The organism is Pseudobutyrivibrio sp. YE44 (assembly GCF_900104335.1).
GTDB lineage: Bacteria > Bacillota > Clostridia > Lachnospirales > Lachnospiraceae > Pseudobutyrivibrio.
In genome coordinates, this window is sequence record NZ_FMXT01000002.1 from 436660 (window position 1) to 455855 (window position 19196).

A 19196-nucleotide genomic window follows, 5' to 3' on the forward strand; every position below is an offset into this window, starting at 1 on the left:
CCTAAAATAAGTACTCTGTTGCATCTCCATTTTTTGTGACCTTTATGCACAATGAAGTACTTATTGGATTAAAACTATGTGAACAAATCAAATAATCATCTGTGCCATATTCTTCTTCTATTGTAAAGGAATACATTTCAGAATTCCAATCATCATAGCAGCCTGCAAGGGACCCAAAATATTCTCTAGCTGCCTGAACCGCACTTTGTACATCGCCTTCTTCAGTTGTTGCGGAATCATTATTAGAAACATCTTCTAAGAAACGTCCTGTTCCCAATGGAGTTCCTGCTTCCTCAAAGAAACTATCATTATACTTTGTACAATCAAAAAACTTATTGTCATCTGAAAAATGAATTACACAGTACCCTTTGTTATCACCCCTTTCAACAATCAAATTGATTTCATTTCTAGAAGGGGATATAAAAGCAATATCCTTCTGTGTAACGGAAAAATCTTCCATTCTCTTTCCCTTAAAATCCTTGTCATAAATCTGAGGGAATTTAGCATCCAATCGGTACTCTTCTATCTCTTCATCATAATAAATACTAATAGTACCATCAGCCCCCAATACGTGCTCTTGTGTTTCGAGCAAATACTTAGCTGCATGTTTTTCTAAAAACTCTGTATAAGAAGACGCTAATACTTCAGAATAGCTTAACCCTTGTCCGGCATCTTCAGATGATTCTTTTACAAATGTACCATATGATACACCATCTGCCTGAATTGATAATTTATAATAACCTAAATCTATAGACATTTGCTTGTGCTTATAATCTGGCAAATCAACTGTTATAGTATTTTTATCAATGCTAAGGTTATCCTGTGTGCATTGCCACTCTGTTACATCTTTCCCATCTGATTTTGTATTCATAGTGAGGGAATAGGTTCCCTCTCCGGTTTTCTCAAGATTGAAACTAAATGAACTGTCAGCATTTGTATTGTCATAATGTCCACATACAAAATCCAGAAGTTTGATTTCCTCCTGAGATTCCAGTGGTGTGCCCAGACTTAGTGAATCCCCCTGTTCAATATCTGTTGTTGTCATTTCGACAGGCTCTTTTTTTGCCTCTTTTTTCCCGCATGAGGTCAAAACCAATGAGCCGGCTAACATACATGTAAAAAAACACCCAAAACAGTGCTAAGCAGGTTCGGGGTGAAAAATAAGTGCAACAGATTTATGTAATCCATTGCACCATTACATTAGGTACTCATATATTCTATAGGTAAGGAAATCCAAGGCTGTTTCATCCACTGAATACAGCATATAATTGCCACTTCGCTTCTTTTTTACCAAGCCTCCGGCGGCCAATACCTTTAGCTGCTTCGACACTGCAGCCTCTGAAATATTCAGCTTAAGTGCTAACTGCTGGGTGGAATCCGGCTTATGCTTCAGACTCTTTAGAATCTGAAGTCTGGTGCCATCTGCAAGACCTTTGTATAGCTTTACCAGCTCCTCTGGAGGAAGCATATCCACACTTTCTGTATAGAAATGTTTTACCAGCATCACGGATTTCTGCTGATACCCCATTATCAAATGAGGACTTAGAAAGATACTTCCCGTAACATAGATTTTCTTAATATCCTCATATTTATAGTGATATTCTTTTTCCTTATAGAAGATAAGCTCATCCTCTGTCAGCTTTAATCTCTCATGGAAATCTGAAATAGATTTGGCAATGCCCTCCTGCTCCCAGGACTTTAAAATTTTACGAAGGGCAGCACTCATAAGAGGCTGTATGATTATAATCTCCTGATAAAAATACTGCTGATAAAAGGTTCTGGACACCTCTATTATTTTCTTTTTCTGTGACTGGGAGATAGTAAGTCCGTTTCCTTGAAAAATCTTTTTCCAACTTTGAAGGCTAAGACTCTCTATGGTATTTAGAGCTTCCTCCACATCCATATCTCTCACCTCGATATAAGGTTCCACAAAGACAAAATCCATAGGAGCCAACCACATACCGGTGCAAGCTGAAAGGTCTTTTATATCATTAAGCAAATCAGCCTCTACCTGGTTTTGAATTCTCTCCCACCAGTGAAGTCGGGCTGTGTGATGCTCTGGATTGCAGATGACATGCATAGCTGCAAACATCTCAAAAAGTGGAGAAAAAAATAATTCTCCACTTTTCTTATAGGTTAAGGAATCTTCAATTCTATCGGTACAAATACCTATCTTCATTTATCACCTATCTAAAACAGAACCACATTGCCTGTTTTTCTCATGTGCTTTTCTACAATATGTATTGTAATCAATGTTGCTAGCAAAAGCACTAGGATTATTACAAAACTCACCAGGATAAGTGTTCTTATTCCTTGAAGGCCAGCACCATTCAAGGATACTTGGCGCAGTGACTCTAGGGCATAGGTAAGAGGAAAAATAAAGCTTAAAACCTTTGCCCACTTAGGAAAAATTGCCACAGGAATTTTTACCCCTGCAAAGATTTCCATTGGCTCTTCCAATATGGTGAAAAGAAAATCTGTGTCTCTTGAATATAGGAAGCATGCGTTCAAAAAGACACCCCAAAGGGTAGCCATTACCATAAAGATTCCAAGAACCAACACCAAACTCCAAAGATTTATATTCAGGCCACTACTGTTTATTGAAATCATAATCAGGCCAAATATCAACATCACTATGGCGCTTTCAAAAACTGAGGATAGCGCGTTTCCCAGCAATACTGCAAAGCGATTGGCAGGTGAAAGATAGATATATTCCAAGGTGCCACTTTGTCGTTCTCTGGAAAAGTTCCAAGCTGATTGAACCACTGATCTGAAAAAACTCATAGCCATGTATCCCAGAAGAAGGAAAATCAAAATGTTCTCTTCGTTAATATAAGAAATAATTGTCCCTTTCACATCAAAGGCACTGTAGCTATAGTATGCAGAAAGAAAGCTGAAAACTGGCCAAAGAAACAGCGAAATATATATCATTTTATTATTGAAGTAGTTCCGGTGCTGCTTGTAGGCCTCTGCCCATACCACTTTTACGAAACCAGTCATGCTATTCCCTTTGCCTCCTTCTCAATAGATTTTGATAGCTTAATAACTGCCTGCTCTAAGGATGGCTCTAGCTTGTGCAGCTCTTCTATGATTAGGCCTTCTCGAATTGCAAACTCTGCAAGGAAAGAGGATAGCTCCACCTTTGAGGTTATGACAGCAGACTTTCCCTCCAGCTGTACCTGGGCTCCAGCATCCAAAATCATAAGCTGACTTCTCAGACTACTGCAAATGCTTTCATTCATTCCTTTTACAGAAAAGGCATACTGCTTCTTCGTAAATACGAAGTCAGTCAAATCTCTTTTTGTTCCTTCCATAACAAGTTGTCCGTTATTAACCAAATAGATATAGTCGCACAGTTCCTCCACCTCAGATAAATAATGGGAGGTCAAAAGGATTCCCTTTTCCTGATTCTTCGCCAAGCTTCTTATTTCCTCATGAAGCTCTTGGGTAACAATAGCATCTAACCCTATGGTTGGTTCATCCAGGAAAATGTACTTTGGATTGTTAATCATGCCTCGGGCAATCTGCAGCCTTTGCTTCATTCCTTTTGAGAAGGTTTCCACAGGAAGGTTAGCTTTATCCTCCAGTCCTACCAGTTTAAGAAGCCTATCAATCCTCTGCTTCAGTTCTGTGTTTTCAATGCCATAAAGCTGACCATAATACCAAAGATTTTCATAGGCAGTCAGCCTCCAATAAATCATTCGCTCACCACCAGCAATCATATTAATCTGCTTTTTTATTTCCACAGGATTTTTAAGAGCATCTTTTCCATCAAAGTAGTATTCTCCTGAAGTTGGCTCTATAAGAGTGGTTAGCATTTTAATGGTTGTAGTTTTTCCTGCACCGTTTATTCCAAGTAGCCCCACAATCTGTCCAGCTTCAATCCTAAGTGATATATCCTTAACAGCCTCAACTTTTTCCTTATAGGAATTGAAGAAACTCTTTCTACGCTTAACCTCATATGTTTTTTGTAAGTTTTTAACCTCTATCATATTGTCACCTATCCCTCCATTTTTTCTAAAGCAATCACTTCCACTCTTTTCATCAGAGGGAAACCAATTGCAATGTATATTGCTCCAAGTAAAAGCTCTCTAAGACTCAGTGCAAGAAAATCTACTGAGGACATACCTCCTAAAAGAGCTGTTCTCACCAAGGTCACTGCATCTGTCACAGGGATTATGCTTCCAAGGAGCCTTAGTCCCCAAGGCAAGTATTCCTTTGGAAAGCAAATGCCACATACCAGAAACATGGCTGTAAACAATGTGTTTTGAGATATGTAGGTATCTCTTGCATATAGCATTACGCATCCAAGGATTAGAGATAATCCAAAGAAACCATACAAGGATAAGACCACCGAGATTACAAATTTCCAAAGACAAAAGTCATGAACTCGAAGCCCAAAAGCTAAACCAATTAGTGTGGCAATAGCAGTTTCACCAAAGGTCATGAGGGTTTGTAGTGTCATGTTGCCTACGAAATATGCTGTCCTTTTGAAGGGCGCCAGCATAAGACTCTCCAAGGTTCCCTCACGAAGCTCTGTGATAAGAGTCCTGCTGACATTCAGACAGGTTCGAACCACAAACAGATACATTAGACTTCCTACAATGGCATAGCTCATGTAGTCACTGGTTCCCGACAGCTGATCAAAATCCGAAGCCAGATGGCCTCTAAAGAAATAATGATACATAAGCCAGGCTCCAAAGGTGGTGTAAAAAGATGTGAGAATACATCCCACCATAAAGCTGACAGGATAGGCATGTAGCCTTACCTGAAACTCCTTTTTAATGGTTGCAAAGAAAACTCTCAACTTGATTATCCTCCTTCTCTTTAATTAACCATATAGTTAATTAAATTTGATATTCCAAAAATATACGGAAGTATAATGACTTAAGACTTCTTTGTCAATATTTTTTCTAACGAAACTTGATGGCTGATAAAACCACAAAAAAATAAGACCACCCGAAGGCAGTCTTAAAAAATTTATTCATCAACTAAATATCTCTTTTCTACGTACCAGCTAGATAATGATAAGGTCAATAATGTTAGAAAACATCCCGCCCAAACATCTGTGGCATAATGAACGCCAAGAATAATTCGTGATATCATTGTGGAGCCGGTAATAAATATGGCGGCAGTCCACATTACAAATTCCCACTTTTTGGCGCGAAGCTTAGGGACGAACCTTTTTATATACACAAGAATAAACGAAAGGGCCGCCTGAGCTGCATGTCCTGATGGGAACGAGGAATCAGCTGTAAAAGGATGATGGACAAACCAATAAGTAAACTGAGTATCTGGATTAGTTAAGGTGATAAATCGTGGACGATTAAAACCAAACTTTACCAAAGTTTGACCAAGAACAGCCACTAGTGTGGCAGACAAACCAATCATCATAACCTTTCGAAGCTCTACAACTCTTGCATAGCTGCAAACATATCTGTTGGCCCACATTGAAAAGGCTATAAAAAGCACATCATATAACACAATGTAGACTACCCAACGGCTATCCAACATATATACCGATAAAATATTGAACCCAACAAAAGTAATTAGAGCAAGCCAAGAAAGAAGGATTGACAGCAATCTCATTTTTGCAAACCTGATAGTCAAAAAATTGCTAATTGCAAAAAATATCCCGGCGGTAGGTGTAGATATAAGTCCTATAATTTCAAAGAATCGTGCATAGACACTGTCGTAATGAATAATAGCCTTTGCAATAGGAAGATCACAGAAAGTAAATATGGCCATCCCTATCACAAAAACCACAGGCCAGATTATTGGATTCCATATAATTGAATGAAAGGTATTTTTTTCTTCACTCATGCAATACCTCCATAGGTCACCTTATTTAGTCCAATTATACTATAATCAAGGCCTACATTTCCTTGTTTTCGGAATTTTTTAACATTTTCAAATATTTAAGCCTCCCTCATAAAGAGGAAGGCTTAGTAAATCCTTAAAGATTTCCACCTAAGTTTTCAAGAGAATCTATAACCACTGTACAATCTGGCTTTACATTTTGCATAACAACCTTCATCTGATTTTCAGGGATAGCAACGCAGCCACCTGTATATGGCTTGTTAGGTCCCATACAGTGAAGGAAAATAGCAGATCCAAGACCTGGTGTACCTTCAGCATTGTAGCTGATATTCAGGCAATACTGATAGTGTCTTGTATATTCTATGATATGCTCACTGTTTTCCTTATCAAGATTTGGGTAGTTCTTGATGTCGACCATCCTGTTGTATTGCATTCCAGGATTTGCATCACCAGACCAATACTGATCATTTCCACAACGAATGTATGGAATCTTGCAGCCTGGGTCAGGTGCAATACCAAAGGCAGCATTAAAACCATAAGTTCCTACAGGTGTTTTTGCATCACCCTCTTTTGTTTTACCAAGTCCATTCTTTCCTATAAATCCAGGTGTAGTCATTATGGTGCGCCATTTTCCATCAATACCTTTCTCGTTAAGCGATACCCAGGCTGTGGTGGTGCCATAAGCTGCAACAACAAGCATCTGTGAAGAAGTCTTAGCCTGTGGAAGATCAGCTATCCACTTAGGAGACTCACCAAGTAATGTGGTTGTTGACACATCAACCTCAACATCATCTGTCATTGCCTCTACGTTCAAAACACTTCCAATGAAAACAGAAAATGTAAGAACAGCTACCATTAATGTGCTCGCAAGACTTTTAACTGCTTTAGTCAAAACCATCCCCTCCTTCTTTTTCTAACAGATAATATGAATTTGTCAATGGTTATTCTAACAGGTTCACGGTCACACTAGTGTCACATTTATATCCTCTCTCTAGCTGATATCTGTATCTATGATTACCTTTTTGCATTCATCACAGAAGAATGCAGGCACATATGATGAAAACATTCTTTCGTCTGATGTCAATAGATGCTCATCTAATCCGAAAGCACCACTTACCCACGCAGCAAAACCCGTTTCTTCTTTCCAATTTATAGGTTTGCATGAAGATAGCGCACCCTTTCTCATTTCATTTTCACAGTACGGACAAATCATATTAAACTATATTCTCCCAATCTACTTTTTCGTCTTTATAAAAGAATTCCCTGTCGTGCTCACCAACGTTTCTGAGAACTCTGCAAGGATTGCCAACTGCGACCACATTTTCTGGAATGTCCTTTGTTACGACACTTCCTGCGCCTATGACTGCATTCTTTCCGATTGTTACACCTGGCACGATTACTGAGCCTGCGCCAATCCATACATTTTCTCCAATATGGACATCTTTGTTATACTGCAAGCCTTTTGCCCTAAGCTCAGGATCAATCGGATGATTTGCAGTGGCTATAGTTACATCAGGGCCAAACATTACCTTATCACCAACGTAGATATGACCATCATCAACTAGCGTAAGGTCAGAATTAGCATATATACCTGAACCAAAGTGCAAATGAGCCCCGCCCCAATTTGCATGTAAAGGAAGCTCAATGTAGCAGTTGTCACCGCACTCTGCAAAAACTTCCTTCATGTATTTTTCCTTTTCCTCTATCTGCGAAGGCTTAAGCTTGTTAAACTCCCAAAGTTTATCTTGATAAGGAAATTGCTCCGCCATGATTTCCTCATCACCTGGATCATACAATAACCCCTTTACCATACGTTCATATTGTGTCATTACTCTCTCCTTTAAATCATTAATATAGCCGTACGGCTAAATCTTATATGATTTAGTGTAAATATAGCCGTACGGCTATGTCAACGATATAGGTTAGTTTTTTTGCCAAAAGAAGGTCTTTTTTGACAATCCAGTAGGAACGTGTTGACATCTCCAATTTAGGTTTATATACTATCGCCTTATTGAATATAAATAAAAGGTATCATTGATTATGTCAATTATAAAAAAGATATTTGCAATTTTATTATTGCTAGTTAATATAGCTGTAGCCGTTAATGGCTTTAAAGAAGGCTTCTTTGAAGCCACAATAGTTTCTGAGCAAGTAACAATAACTAATAAATATGAGATAACCCACCATCATTATAAAGGCGGTACAACTTCGTCCCACTATATGACTGGCCAAAACGAAAACGGTTATTACAAGATACCTGGAGATGCTTATGATATAGGTGATGTAGTCACAGTATATCAGAACCCCGAATCAGCCAATGCCAAAGGCGGTGATCCAGAATGGCACACCTCAGAAGCAGCAGTTTATAACACAGCTAAGTTTTCATTTGTCCTGTTTACTATTTTCGCTATCATCAACGGTGTAGTTGTTTATCTTCTTTTTAAGCCTAAAAAAGAAGAACCAGAACAGCCACCACTTAGCCAATGCCTTGATGATGCATTAATCGATGGTAGAATGAAAATTCAAAGAAGCTTTGATGAAATAATAGCCTTTGTTTTCCTGTTAGGTCTGGCTATCGGTATGATTGCAGTAATAATTATTTGCATAATGGATGGTGATTATAATGTTGCTCCAGGAGTTATCGCTGCACCAATCTTATTGTATTATGCATCTGTTTCAGCCTTAGCCCAAAATCCAAATAATTATAGAGCAGAAATGCCTGATAAAACCTTCAACACCTTCAGGTTATATTACAAGGATGAAGAAATTTTTATTCCCTTTGAATGTGCTGATGACGGACGATTTAAGTATAAGACAACAAAAAATCCTATAGATGATATCGCATATACGGATGGATATAAAATGTCCGCTAGAACGAAGCAAAAAATAAATAGCTATCTTACTCTGTGGCTACGTACAAATCATTTATTTTATAGTAGTCCCAAAGCTGAAAATGAATAACAAACAAATGAAATCGCTCTCCAAAAATGGAGAGCGATTTCTTTGGGTATTAACGGTATCGCTTATGCGTTTTCGTTCTTTCTTCTAAGTGATACGTAAAGCATAATAACTATAGCTGCTACTGTGATGATTGCAATCCATACGAAGTAGCAAATACCAAGGAATGTTGGGCATAAGTGGCAAAGGTGGCACTTCTCTGCTGCTACAGAAGAAGTAAATGTCTTTGCTATAGCTGTCTGTGGCTCATCATACATAAGTGCGTATGTTGAGAACTGACCTGTTGAGATTGTGATTGTGTCGCTATTACCATCTTTGTCTTCAAGTAGTGTGCTGACACCTTCATGTGCACGCATGATGTAATATGTGTCTGATAATCCCTTGTAATTCTCAGGAATATCTACAACGATATCGATTGGATCTGTATCTGTAATCTGGTTCCAATCCTCATCATCGATTCTCATGAACATGCTGATATCGATATAGTCTGCCATTGAAAGGTTTGGCTTTTCTTCTGCTACTGCTGCAACTCCATCTGTAATAACCTGCTTGTCCAATTCAGGAATTGTCTCGTCCTCAAGTGGAAGAACCTCAACCTTGATTTCAAGGATACTTCCTGCTGCAACCATTGCATACTGCTCTTCTGTAAGGATAGACTTTGCAACTGCCTTAGCATCTGCAAGACCTGCTGTATTTCTTGAATTCTCTGGTGTCTCAAGCTTAACTACTACAGCACCTTCGCCCATAACAAGTGCGATTGGCTTTTCCTTTACAGGAACCTTATTATTATCTTCACCGTCCTTTGCTGCTGCATTGTCAGCCTTAACCTCTGCTAATGCTGCATTGATTGAAGATGTTTCGCTTGCTATCTTAACAATTTCTCCACCTGTTTCGCTGAGCTTATCTAAGAGCTTTGTCTTTGTATCATCTGACATGTCGCCCCAGATGTCACCCTTGTCGATGATTTCACCCTTGCCAAGTGTGTCGTCTAATACCTCTGCTGCAATGTCGAGAAGCTGCTCAACTACAGGAGTCTTTTCTGTTTCTGTCTCTGTCTCAACTACTGGCTCAATTACAGGTACTGTAGGTATTTCCTCTACTACTGGCTTTACTGCAACTGGCGCTGGAGCTGGTGCAGGTGCTGGCTCAGAAGAGTCTTCCACTGGTGCAGGCGCTGGCTTAGCCTTTGATACAAGTGGAATTGTAATCCAATAAGGATTATCATTTGTTCCCTGAACCTTAACTCTTAATGTACCTGTTGTTCCTGCTGGGCTGTTGTCTACGTTGTAGGTAATCTTTCCATCTACCATTGAAACGTTAGTTACGTATGGTGCAATATCTCCATCAACCTCATAGTCAACAAGTTCTGGGCCTGCGCCAAGGTAATCTGAAAGATCAATTGTGCCACCTGTTGTTCCTTCTGCAGGAATAGATGTTGTTTCCTGAATTTCTACAGGTTCTTTTGTCTGCTTGTTAATTGTTACTTCATAGCTGCCATATACTGGTGTGCAGCCTTCCTTTGAAACCTTGTAATATACTGTGTATGTTCCAGCATCTTTAAATGTTGGAAGTGACTCTGAATAATTTGTGTTAGGGTTTGTGCTGTATTCAACCTTTGCACCCTCTGTTTCAGCTACAACTGGGTATGATACTCCTGTTCCATCTTCATCATAGTCTGTTGTTATTGTGCCTGATGGTACTGGTGTAGCTAATGAAACTGTGCTCTTTGTTGTAACCTTAACACCTTCTGATGGTAATGAACCAGGCTTAGTGCTTGTTGGCTTAATGCGAGACTTAATTGTATATTCAGTGCCTTCATCTAATCCGTTAAATACATAAGTTCCATTTGTTGGTGTATCCCAATCTTGAACTAGAATCTCATTCCCATCCTCATCATATTTATATAAGCTATACTGACAATTCTCTGTTTCTGACTTAACTGTAATAGAATTTGCTGTTGTTGTAATTACATCTGTTCCTACATCTGCTGGCTTGTCTGCATCGCCATCATCATCTGTTCCTGTTGTATCAAAGTTAGGTGTTGCTGGACGTGATTCGATTGATATAGGATCTGAAGCAACATCACCTTCGCTTGGATTTTTCTTTTCAATTACTACTGTCTGTCCTGTTAAATCATAGTCTGTTCCGCTTAATGGGATATAACCATTAGTAGCATCACTTGTGATTTCATAACTATGTTGTACTCCACCATCAGTATAAGTAACAACATATGTTGTATCCTTCTCTAGTCCCTTAATATAACCGTTTACATAATCAACATTTCCACCAACTTTTGCTACTGTGCTGGCAACATCACCTACTGAGAACTGGAACTTAATGTTAGTCTTATTTCTCCATGACATTGTCATACCTGAATCAGTATCTGTAACTGCTAATGCAACACCATCCTCTGTTGTATTGCTGTCATATTTAACTGAACCAGTAGTACATCCATCTAAGTAATTATCATTATAGTCATAATGTCCACTATAACTTTGACCATAATATCCTATCCAGAATTTTACAGTATCTTTAGTAATTGGCTTTATAAGAAATGCTGGAGTGTCGTCAGGTGCAGTCTTTGTTGCTGCTCCTACCATTGCTACATAATCAAGATATCCATTGTTATCTTTTTCGGCAAAGAGAGCAGCACTATCAGCATATTTTCCAAGTAAAGTTCTATCTGCCAATTGTGTATCACAACCAAATGAAAACGATTTTTGTCCATTCTTTAAATTAGCATCAAAGAATACAGCATAACCACCATCGCCTCCAAAGCTAACATATAAATCAATATTATCCGGATCAATTGCTGTTCCAGAGCTTCTCTCAGGATCAATTTCGTCTGTTGACTTCATTTGCCATCCCGAACTATATGCTGTTTGAATCATTAAATTAAGATTAGGTAAATATCCTGTAACATCAAATACAGAACCTTTAACACCGTATGCCATAACACCATTTGATAAATAATAAGGCATCATAGGCTGTGTCCATACTCTATCAAATACATCTTTAACTCTATCAGAGGTACTAAGACTGCCTAACAACTGAACAGGTTCTGACACGTTACCATTAACAACGCATACATACCATGCACCATTTGTTATGGTATCACCTGTTAAGGTAATATTGGCATCATCCTTATCATTATTTGTAACTGGTACCCAAGTTCCCAGTGAGTCTAAATTATCCTTTGTAGGGACATGATCTACGCGTTTTTTCTCTGTTGTTTTATACCACTTAATAGATGTAGCTTCACCCGAAAGTCTTACAGCCAGCTTAACTTCGCTGTAATTTTGTGAAACCATATATGGATAGCTACTATTATCAAATACATTTGTTCCAACTACTGGAGTAGTTACTACACCATAAAGTGAAAAGCTACCTGCACTTGCCTCAAGTACATTTCCTGTTTTTGTTGTAGAAAGTTTTTCTGCTACAGTATTTCCTGTCTCAGAACCTGGAATATGATAAATAGAAGCATCTAAATCAGCACCTGTCATTTCTTCTGATTCAAAAGAAACGTATGCTCCACCGATTGTTGTATCAGGTTGAATTGCTTCTCCTGCTGCATTTAAAACTTTAATATCATATACATAAGATTTTACTACAGGAATAAATAACGCAGTGTTCTCTACTGCTGTATCAAATACGTTCTTCTCTTCTTCTGTTGCTGTTCTTGCTGAAACTGTTGCGTCTGCTGGGAATACTCCCTCGTCTGCCTTTACTGTAATTGTAACGCCATCAACTACTACGCTCTTAGTGAAAGCTGCTACTACTTCCGCTTTCTGCTCTTCCCCAATAATAACCTTGATTGTAGGAATGGCTGCGTTCATCTGATATGAAGTAGGAATATTTGCAACGTATACAAACTCTGCGCCTTCTACGCTTGAATCAAATTCTGCTGCTGAGCTGCGCTCTGCATCAAGTGTCCATGTTACACCTGGAAGTGTAATCTCAGAAGATGTAGTAACTGTCTCAACACGCTGTACTGTTGTTTCATGGACTGCAGGTGAAAGTGTTTCCTCTGCTGGGGCTGCTGGCTCTTCTGTATCTGCTGGCTCCTCTGCTGGAGTCTCATCTACAGGCTCTTCCTCTGCTGCCTTTACAACCATTGCTGGGAATAATCTATCAATAATATATGCTATAGGGTCTGATCCTTCTGATGCAGGTGCAGAATCACTTGAAGAGGTATCCTCTGCTGCTGGCTCTGATGCTGGTGCTGACTCAACCGCTGGAACTGAATCAGATACAGGTGCTGAAGTTGGCTCATTCACTGGCTCTTCACCAGCTGTAGGCTCAGATACAGGCTCTGTAGGTTCTGTAGCTGGCACCTGTGGCTCATCAGTTGTACCTTCTATTGGCTCTGATGCTGGCTCTTCTGGCTCAGCTTCAGGATCAACTGGTAACTCTGTAGACTCTACTGTTGGCGCTACGATTCCACCTACTACAGGTGCGCCATTCTCTACAGGAACCTGAACTTCTTCTTCAACAACTACTTCTCTTGTAGTTTCAAGTGTAGCTGTGAAGGAATCCGGAAATACGATATCAGATTCTTCTGCACCAACCTGAAGATGCTGAACTGCAACTTCATCATTAAGTGCCTGGATAGAAGAAATCACAGACTCTCCATCCACTGCATCTGCAAATGAAATTCCAGCGCTAAACCACATTGTTAATGTCATGGCTGCTGCAACTGCCAATGCTAACAATCTTTGAGCTGCATTGTAATTGCTTACTAATGATTTACCTCTCATAATGATACCTCCGATCTTTTAATACCCGTACAAGATCTGTATATAAACAAAAAAGCTCAAAAGTACGGCTTAGGCTATACCTAAACTGTGCTTTTGAGCTTGTTGGTTCGAATTTTAGTAGGCTAGTATAGCCAAACGTTATATTTTGTTTTCTCTTTGTATATAATATCATTTCTATAATGTTTAGCTGTGACTATAATATGATTTAATTATGCATATTTTGTGAGTTACGAAACAGGCGATGCTTTGTAAACTCTAGGGTTTCATCTGCCTATAAAGACTCTCGTGGGAATTTATCCTCTAGTGTCTCTCATCCTCGTTCTCAAATCTCTCGCAAAATCTAGCTGAGAAGGATGGCTCCTCCTTGCCCATCTTGAGATGTGTAATCTCTCCTGCGCGAAGAGTTCTGAAGGTAGCGATTCCCTTCTCACGTTCTTCAGTTACCACTTCTGTAACAGAGGTTGGTGCAAGAGCTGTAAACTGCCATGCAACAAATGGTGATACATTCCACAAACGTGAAAGTAAAAGTGAAGTGAGTCCATAATGACAATAGAATGCGATGGTCTTGTCATTGTTCTCTGTTACCTTGTAGGCCATGCCTTCTTTAACATAACCGTTGTCAGCAATAAACTTGTCAAACTCACCAATCACTTGATCATAAATCTCTGACATATCACTGGCCTTCACTATCTCAGATTCTCTCCAGCCTTCTCTATCAAAAAGCTCTGGATGATTCATATAATATGAAGGAAGCACATCCCACAAAATATGAGTCTTGTACTTACCAGTTGTTTCATCAATAGTAATCTCGTTTCCGTATGCAGTCTTAACTGCCTCTGATACATTTGGGTCGGCCTGGGCTGGAAATTCCTGAAGCCAATCCAAGGTCACTGGCTCAATACCTAGCTTCTTGCAGCTGTAGGCTGCTGTATCCTTAGCTCTGCCAAGTGGAGACTGATAAATCTCATCTATACCATAGCTTTCAATAATGTCTGCTAAAAGCTTTGCTTCTCTATGTCCCTTTTCTGTAAGTGTGTCATTCTCGTAGTCAGGGTCACCATGTCTAATAAATAAAAATCTCATTTTATATTACCTCTATAAAAAATATGTCTTCTTGATTTTCTAATGAAAATCAAAAACCGATGCCTTTCTATTATATCTGTCACCTAATACTGATGCAAACAAAAAAGCCCCAAACACTTACTAATCTATGTAAGAGCTTGGGGCATTATTATTTTGATTAGTGAAGCAGTTCCACACTTGCAAGCTGAGTATTTCCATTACCCTTGTAGCGCAAGTATAATGCTGATGCGCCATCCTTTGGCTTAAGGCTTCCCTCTGCTGCAGTCCAAATGTTTTGGAATTCAATATCAACCTTTCCAAGAATATCTCCATTGATATCTGTAAGAACTTCGAAGGTGCCGGCGCCGTAGCCTCTGGTCTTGATTCTGATTCCTGTTACATCCTTGAAATCAAAATACTTGAATCCAATCACAGTAGTGTCTGTGATATCTGTTATGTAACTATCCTCACGGCCTGAGGTGCCATACTCTTGAACAATACGAGGATAACTCTTCTCCACATAAATGCCTGTCTTATCATTGAAGATGTTGCAGGCAATATAAGAAGGGTACTCACCAATATCTGAAAGCGGACCACCGTTCAAACCGCAAGAGGTAATCTCCACCTGAGGGATGCTGCCATCAGACTCAAAGTGAATCTTTTCTGCGCAGCCCTGACGACTGAGCCAGGTTCCGTTGGTATGTCTGTGATAGAAGATGTACCAATCTTCTCCAATCTGGACAATGCTGCCGTGATTATTTGCACCTGGGCAGGTTGGCAACTCTGCTGGCTTGTAGCTATCGATATGTAAGTCGCAGTTGCTGACAATCACACCACCATAGGTGAATGGGCCTGCCGGTGACTTTGATGTTGCATAGCAAAGCTCGTGCATTACCTCAGAAGAATAGATGAAGTAATAGGTATCGTTATGCTTTCTGATGGATGGTGCCTCGAAGAAAGCGTGGCCTTCAAAGCCTGTACCCTGGCTGTAGCAGTTTCCTGGCACAATGATTTCTGGAGCCTTCTTTATGGTAAGCATATCTGGGCCGAGAACAGTGAACTGAGCACCGCTACGGCTCTTGTCCCCCTGACCACAGAAACCAGTGTAGAGATAAGTCTCATCTCCCTCGGTAAGTACTCCTGGGTCAAACTGTGGCTCGTCTCCTTCTCTCTCTCCTAGTCTGGTGCCATCCTCATAGTGAACGTAACCATAAAACTCGTAAGGGCCTGCTGGTGTATCGCTGACTGCCACTGATACAATGCTAACCTTATCCAAAACGTAGAACAAATAATATCTTCCATCAGGACCAACTGTCACATCTGGAGCGTAGAGACACATATGTCCATCCTCGTTAAGAGGGTCGTCTGTCTTTTTGTAGCTAACACCTTCGTAATGCCAATTGCCAAGATCATCCACTGGAGCTGACCAGCAAACATAATCCCCCAGACAAAAGGCTGCACCGTTGTACAAATCGTGAGAGCCATACACATAAACTCTATCCCCAAACACATAAGGCTCTCCATCTGGAATATACTCCCAGTTTGGAAGATATGGGTTTACTGCCTGCTTTCTGGTGTTCTGACGAATGCCACCCTCCTGACGTGCCTTTGCACCCTGGCTTAGGAATTCCATTTCATCCTTTTTATCAAGGCTGAAGCTTTCCCATTTTGGAAGAGGATTTCCATCGCGACCAACGCCGTTTGGATTGCTGGTCTTAATGAAATTAGCAAAGTAATCGCACATCTGTCGCGCCAAATCAAAATGTCTACCTTCATATGGACGATGACATTTGCCAAGGCTTTCAAAGAAGAACCATAAATCTACGGAATGGAAGTTTCCTGGATAGTCTACCCCATCTCCAGGAATATCTGTATCAAAACGATAATAGTAAAGCTTTCTGTTTGGATTCTTTTTAAGGGCATCCTTGAAAGCGCTCTTAACAGAGTTTTCTACCATATTTATTTTATCTACAATAAACTCATCGCTTGTATTTCCAGCAATTACTGGCACATCAGCACAATCTCCGTTTATGAATCTCTCAACAGGATCTCCCTTACAGAAAACTCCATCATTAAACGGAAACATTCTTGGATGTTCTTGAACAAATCTGTTGTAACCATTAAAAATCTCCTCTGAAGAAAGTTTTCTTGCTTCTTCCAAAGAGGTAACTCCTAAAGACTTGAAGAATTCTTCACCAAGCTTTTCAGCATCTGTTAAGCTTAACGGTCTAAAAATATCCGCCTCAACGTTTGGCATACGAATAATACCACTAAGGATTACTGCCCCCTTTACAATATCTCTATTAGCTTCGCACACCAGCTGATTCATGGTGCTGGCACCACCTGCTGACTGGCCAGCAATTACAATCTGATTTGGGTCACCACCAAAAGCTGCTATGTTTCTTGCCACCCAATGAAGGCCTGCTTTTTGATCCAAAAGTCCAAAGTTTCCTGGAGCCTCTGGTGCCTCTGCTGTAATCTCAGGATGAGCCAAAAATCCAAAGCAGTTGAGACGATAATTTACGCTTACAACTACCACACCTCTTCTGGCTAAGTGCTCTCCGTCAAATTCCATCTCTGCTGTGTAGCCCCACTGGAAAGCTCCGCCGAAAAACCAAACCAAAACAGGTAGCTTTTCATCCTTGGACTTGGCAGGAGTCCATACATTAAGATATAAACAATCCTCACTGTCCTTTAGGCCAGTATCCACATGCCATTCTCTGTCATAAAGTCCATCGCCACCCTGTGGCACATCCTGCATGGAAAGAGGACCAAACTCATAGCAATCTCTTACCCCCTCCCAGTCTTCGGCTGGCTGTGGAGCACGAAATCTATTCTTGCCCACTGGTGGTGCTGCAAATGGAATCTTTTTATAAACTGTAACTCGAGGGTCTGCGCTAGGCAAACCTCTAACCGCCCCGTTCTCAACTACTGTCTCTCTAAGCATTACATTATTCTCCTTTTAATGAATAAAAAATAGACCTACCATATTCATTTTATGATAGGTCTATTTTATTAAATTCTTTTCTATAAAACCGTGGGTAAACAATAGTTTTTTCCGGTCAAAGTTTATATTCTGTTTTATTTCTTAGCATTTTTCTTTTTTTCAAGTCGCTCCCTAATCTCACCTGCATATTTGAGAATCTTCTCTTTCCACTCAGGATCCTCCTCATCCAGGTGGTAAGCGTAATATCCATATTGCTGTGCCTGCGAGCATATTACCTTTTCATCATCAACGTGAAGACTTATGTGATAGTAAGGTGGCATTTTCTGTGGAAGTAACTTCTTTTTATCTCTTTGAACATCTTGTAAATGTCTGTTAGCATTGATAATCCCATCAAAACGAACACCGTAAAGCCTAAATAGTGTGGTGATATATCGTATTGACCTATAGGATGAAGTGTACACCCACACCTCGTAATCCTGCCTTTGAAGCTCTTTGATTAATTCAGGTGTACCCAGTCTCAGTCTCTCTTTAAAAATCATATTAAATGGAAACATTGGTGGCTCTTCTATCTTGTGAGTTTTAGGATAAACAAACAGCACCTCATCAAGATCGAAAGACACCCTCATTTTGTCACTAATATTTTTTTGCATCGCTTTCCATTTCCCCTATTATATTCTTGATTGCGGTTGACCAATTTGTATCCTCTAGATCAAACACTTTTGTCATCTTAGAAGCTCTATCCACCCAATACAATTTATCATTATAGATATGTAGTGTAAGAGTATACTTATTATTAAACATATCATCAATGGTTTTTGCAACAATCGGATTAAGCTCCGGTATTCTCTTATCACCAGTTATTATACCTGTTATTTCAGCATGGTAAAGCTTAAAAAGATTTTTCATGTATTCTAAGGAGTGCAATCGCTCCGTGAATAACCATATATCATATCCTTCGTTTATAAAGAAATGAAACAGATTAGGAATGCCCTTTCGGATTCTCTCAGTGTAAATCCTGTTTAGAGGGAATATTAATGGATTTTCCATATCGCCGGATTCTCTGTAAACCACCTGATCGAAATCAATAAGGACTCGCTTGTTATGATTAGACGCCTTAAGCAAGCGGCCCAAATCCTCCTGACTGGTGAGGTTAACAAGCTTTACAGGTACATATTTTCTTCCCAGCTTATAGTATGCTGCCCACCTGTGATGACCATTTAAAATCTTGTAGCCATCTGGATGAATCTTCTCCACTATAATTGATTCACGAGCGGAATCTGTTTTTACAAAACCGCCACTATTTCCAATTCGGCAAATGTAATCTGAGATAATAGAATAGTTAGGCCCAACATTAGGCTTACAAAACTCGTCATCTGGATTTGGATGAACTTTTGCAATAGGCACCCTTCTAATTATGGCGCGCTCTAATAAATTTGCCTTCACCGGAAACGAAAGTCTATTATATTTTTTTACTTCTTCTGCTACTACTTTTTCAAAATCAGCCATTGTGTTCGCCTTCTCGAAAAATATTTTTGTTACTTGATAATAATAACAAATATATATGACTTCTTAGTGTCCAAATAAGTAGACAATGAGCAACTGCAATCCCATTTGGGATTTGCAATTGCTCACTTGTGAAAAGTCTAATA

General features: G+C 39.6%; 15 protein-coding genes. 1 reads left to right on the top strand and 14 read right to left on the bottom strand.

Annotation, left to right across the window (positions count from 1 at the left end):
* Position 1: 1 nt before the first annotated feature.
* The 9 genes from BLR54_RS06120 to BLR54_RS06160 form a co-directional block, all read right to left on the bottom strand.
* A complete protein-coding gene (locus BLR54_RS06120) occupies positions 2–1045 on the bottom strand; it encodes a hypothetical protein (protein WP_090418207.1) in 1044 nt (347 codons plus the stop codon).
* A 150-nt stretch (positions 1046–1195) separates the two neighbouring features.
* Positions 1196–2179, bottom strand: coding sequence for an ArsR/SmtB family transcription factor (locus BLR54_RS06125; RefSeq protein WP_090418211.1), 984 nt, complete (start codon positions 2177–2179; stop codon positions 1196–1198).
* Positions 2180–2190: 11 nt separating this feature from the next.
* On the bottom strand, positions 2191–3000 hold the full coding sequence (locus BLR54_RS06130; RefSeq protein ID WP_090418215.1) for an ABC transporter permease: 810 nt from the start codon (positions 2998–3000) through the stop codon (positions 2191–2193).
* On the bottom strand, positions 2997–3992 hold the full coding sequence (locus BLR54_RS06135; RefSeq protein WP_090418218.1) for an ABC transporter ATP-binding protein: 996 nt from the start codon (positions 3990–3992) through the stop codon (positions 2997–2999). The genes BLR54_RS06130 and BLR54_RS06135 overlap by 4 nt, the downstream gene beginning before the upstream one ends.
* Positions 3993–4000: 8 nt before the next feature.
* Complete coding sequence (locus BLR54_RS06140; RefSeq protein ID WP_242871206.1) at positions 4001–4807, bottom strand: ABC transporter permease; 807 nt, start codon at positions 4805–4807, stop codon at positions 4001–4003.
* A 173-nt stretch (positions 4808–4980) separates the two neighbouring features.
* Positions 4981–5823: a phosphatase PAP2 family protein gene (locus BLR54_RS06145; protein WP_090418224.1), complete on the bottom strand. Its 843-nt coding sequence runs from the start codon at positions 5821–5823 to the stop codon at positions 4981–4983.
* Between the two features lie 133 nt (positions 5824–5956).
* Complete coding sequence (locus tag BLR54_RS06150) at positions 5957–6712, bottom strand: L,D-transpeptidase family protein (protein ID WP_207645277.1); 756 nt, start codon at positions 6710–6712, stop codon at positions 5957–5959.
* A 99-nt stretch (positions 6713–6811) separates the two neighbouring features.
* Positions 6812–7033, bottom strand: a complete 222-nt coding sequence (locus BLR54_RS06155; RefSeq protein WP_090418227.1) for a PF20097 family protein — start codon at positions 7031–7033, stop codon at positions 6812–6814.
* A gap of 1 nt (position 7034) precedes the next feature.
* Complete coding sequence (locus tag BLR54_RS06160; RefSeq protein ID WP_090418230.1) at positions 7035–7649, bottom strand: sugar O-acetyltransferase; 615 nt, start codon at positions 7647–7649, stop codon at positions 7035–7037.
* Between the two features lie 247 nt (positions 7650–7896).
* Here BLR54_RS06160 and BLR54_RS06165 point away from each other — a divergent pair, with 247 nt between their 5' ends.
* Positions 7897–8781: a hypothetical protein gene (locus BLR54_RS06165; protein ID WP_143008403.1), complete on the top strand. Its 885-nt coding sequence runs from the start codon at positions 7897–7899 to the stop codon at positions 8779–8781.
* A gap of 62 nt (positions 8782–8843) precedes the next feature.
* On the opposite strand, the gene BLR54_RS06170 is transcribed toward BLR54_RS06165, so the two are convergent.
* The 5 genes from BLR54_RS06170 to BLR54_RS06190 form a co-directional block, all read right to left on the bottom strand.
* A complete protein-coding gene (locus BLR54_RS06170) occupies positions 8844–13538 on the bottom strand; it encodes a fibronectin type III domain-containing protein (protein WP_090418235.1) in 4695 nt (1564 codons plus the stop codon).
* Positions 13539–13838: 300 nt separating this feature from the next.
* Entirely contained in the window at positions 13839–14621 is a 783-nt protein-coding gene (locus BLR54_RS06175; RefSeq protein ID WP_090418238.1) for a histidine phosphatase family protein, read from the bottom strand.
* A 157-nt stretch (positions 14622–14778) separates the two neighbouring features.
* Positions 14779–17547, bottom strand: a complete 2769-nt coding sequence (locus BLR54_RS15210) for a carboxylesterase family protein (RefSeq protein ID WP_330388149.1) — start codon at positions 17545–17547, stop codon at positions 14779–14781.
* A 134-nt stretch (positions 17548–17681) separates the two neighbouring features.
* Entirely contained in the window at positions 17682–18197 is a 516-nt protein-coding gene (locus BLR54_RS06185; RefSeq protein WP_090418240.1) for a hypothetical protein, read from the bottom strand.
* Complete coding sequence (locus BLR54_RS06190; RefSeq protein WP_090418242.1) at positions 18181–19053, bottom strand: ParB N-terminal domain-containing protein; 873 nt, start codon at positions 19051–19053, stop codon at positions 18181–18183. Before BLR54_RS06190 ends, BLR54_RS06185 begins: the two co-directional genes overlap by 17 nt.
* Positions 19054–19196: the final 143 nt, after the last annotated feature.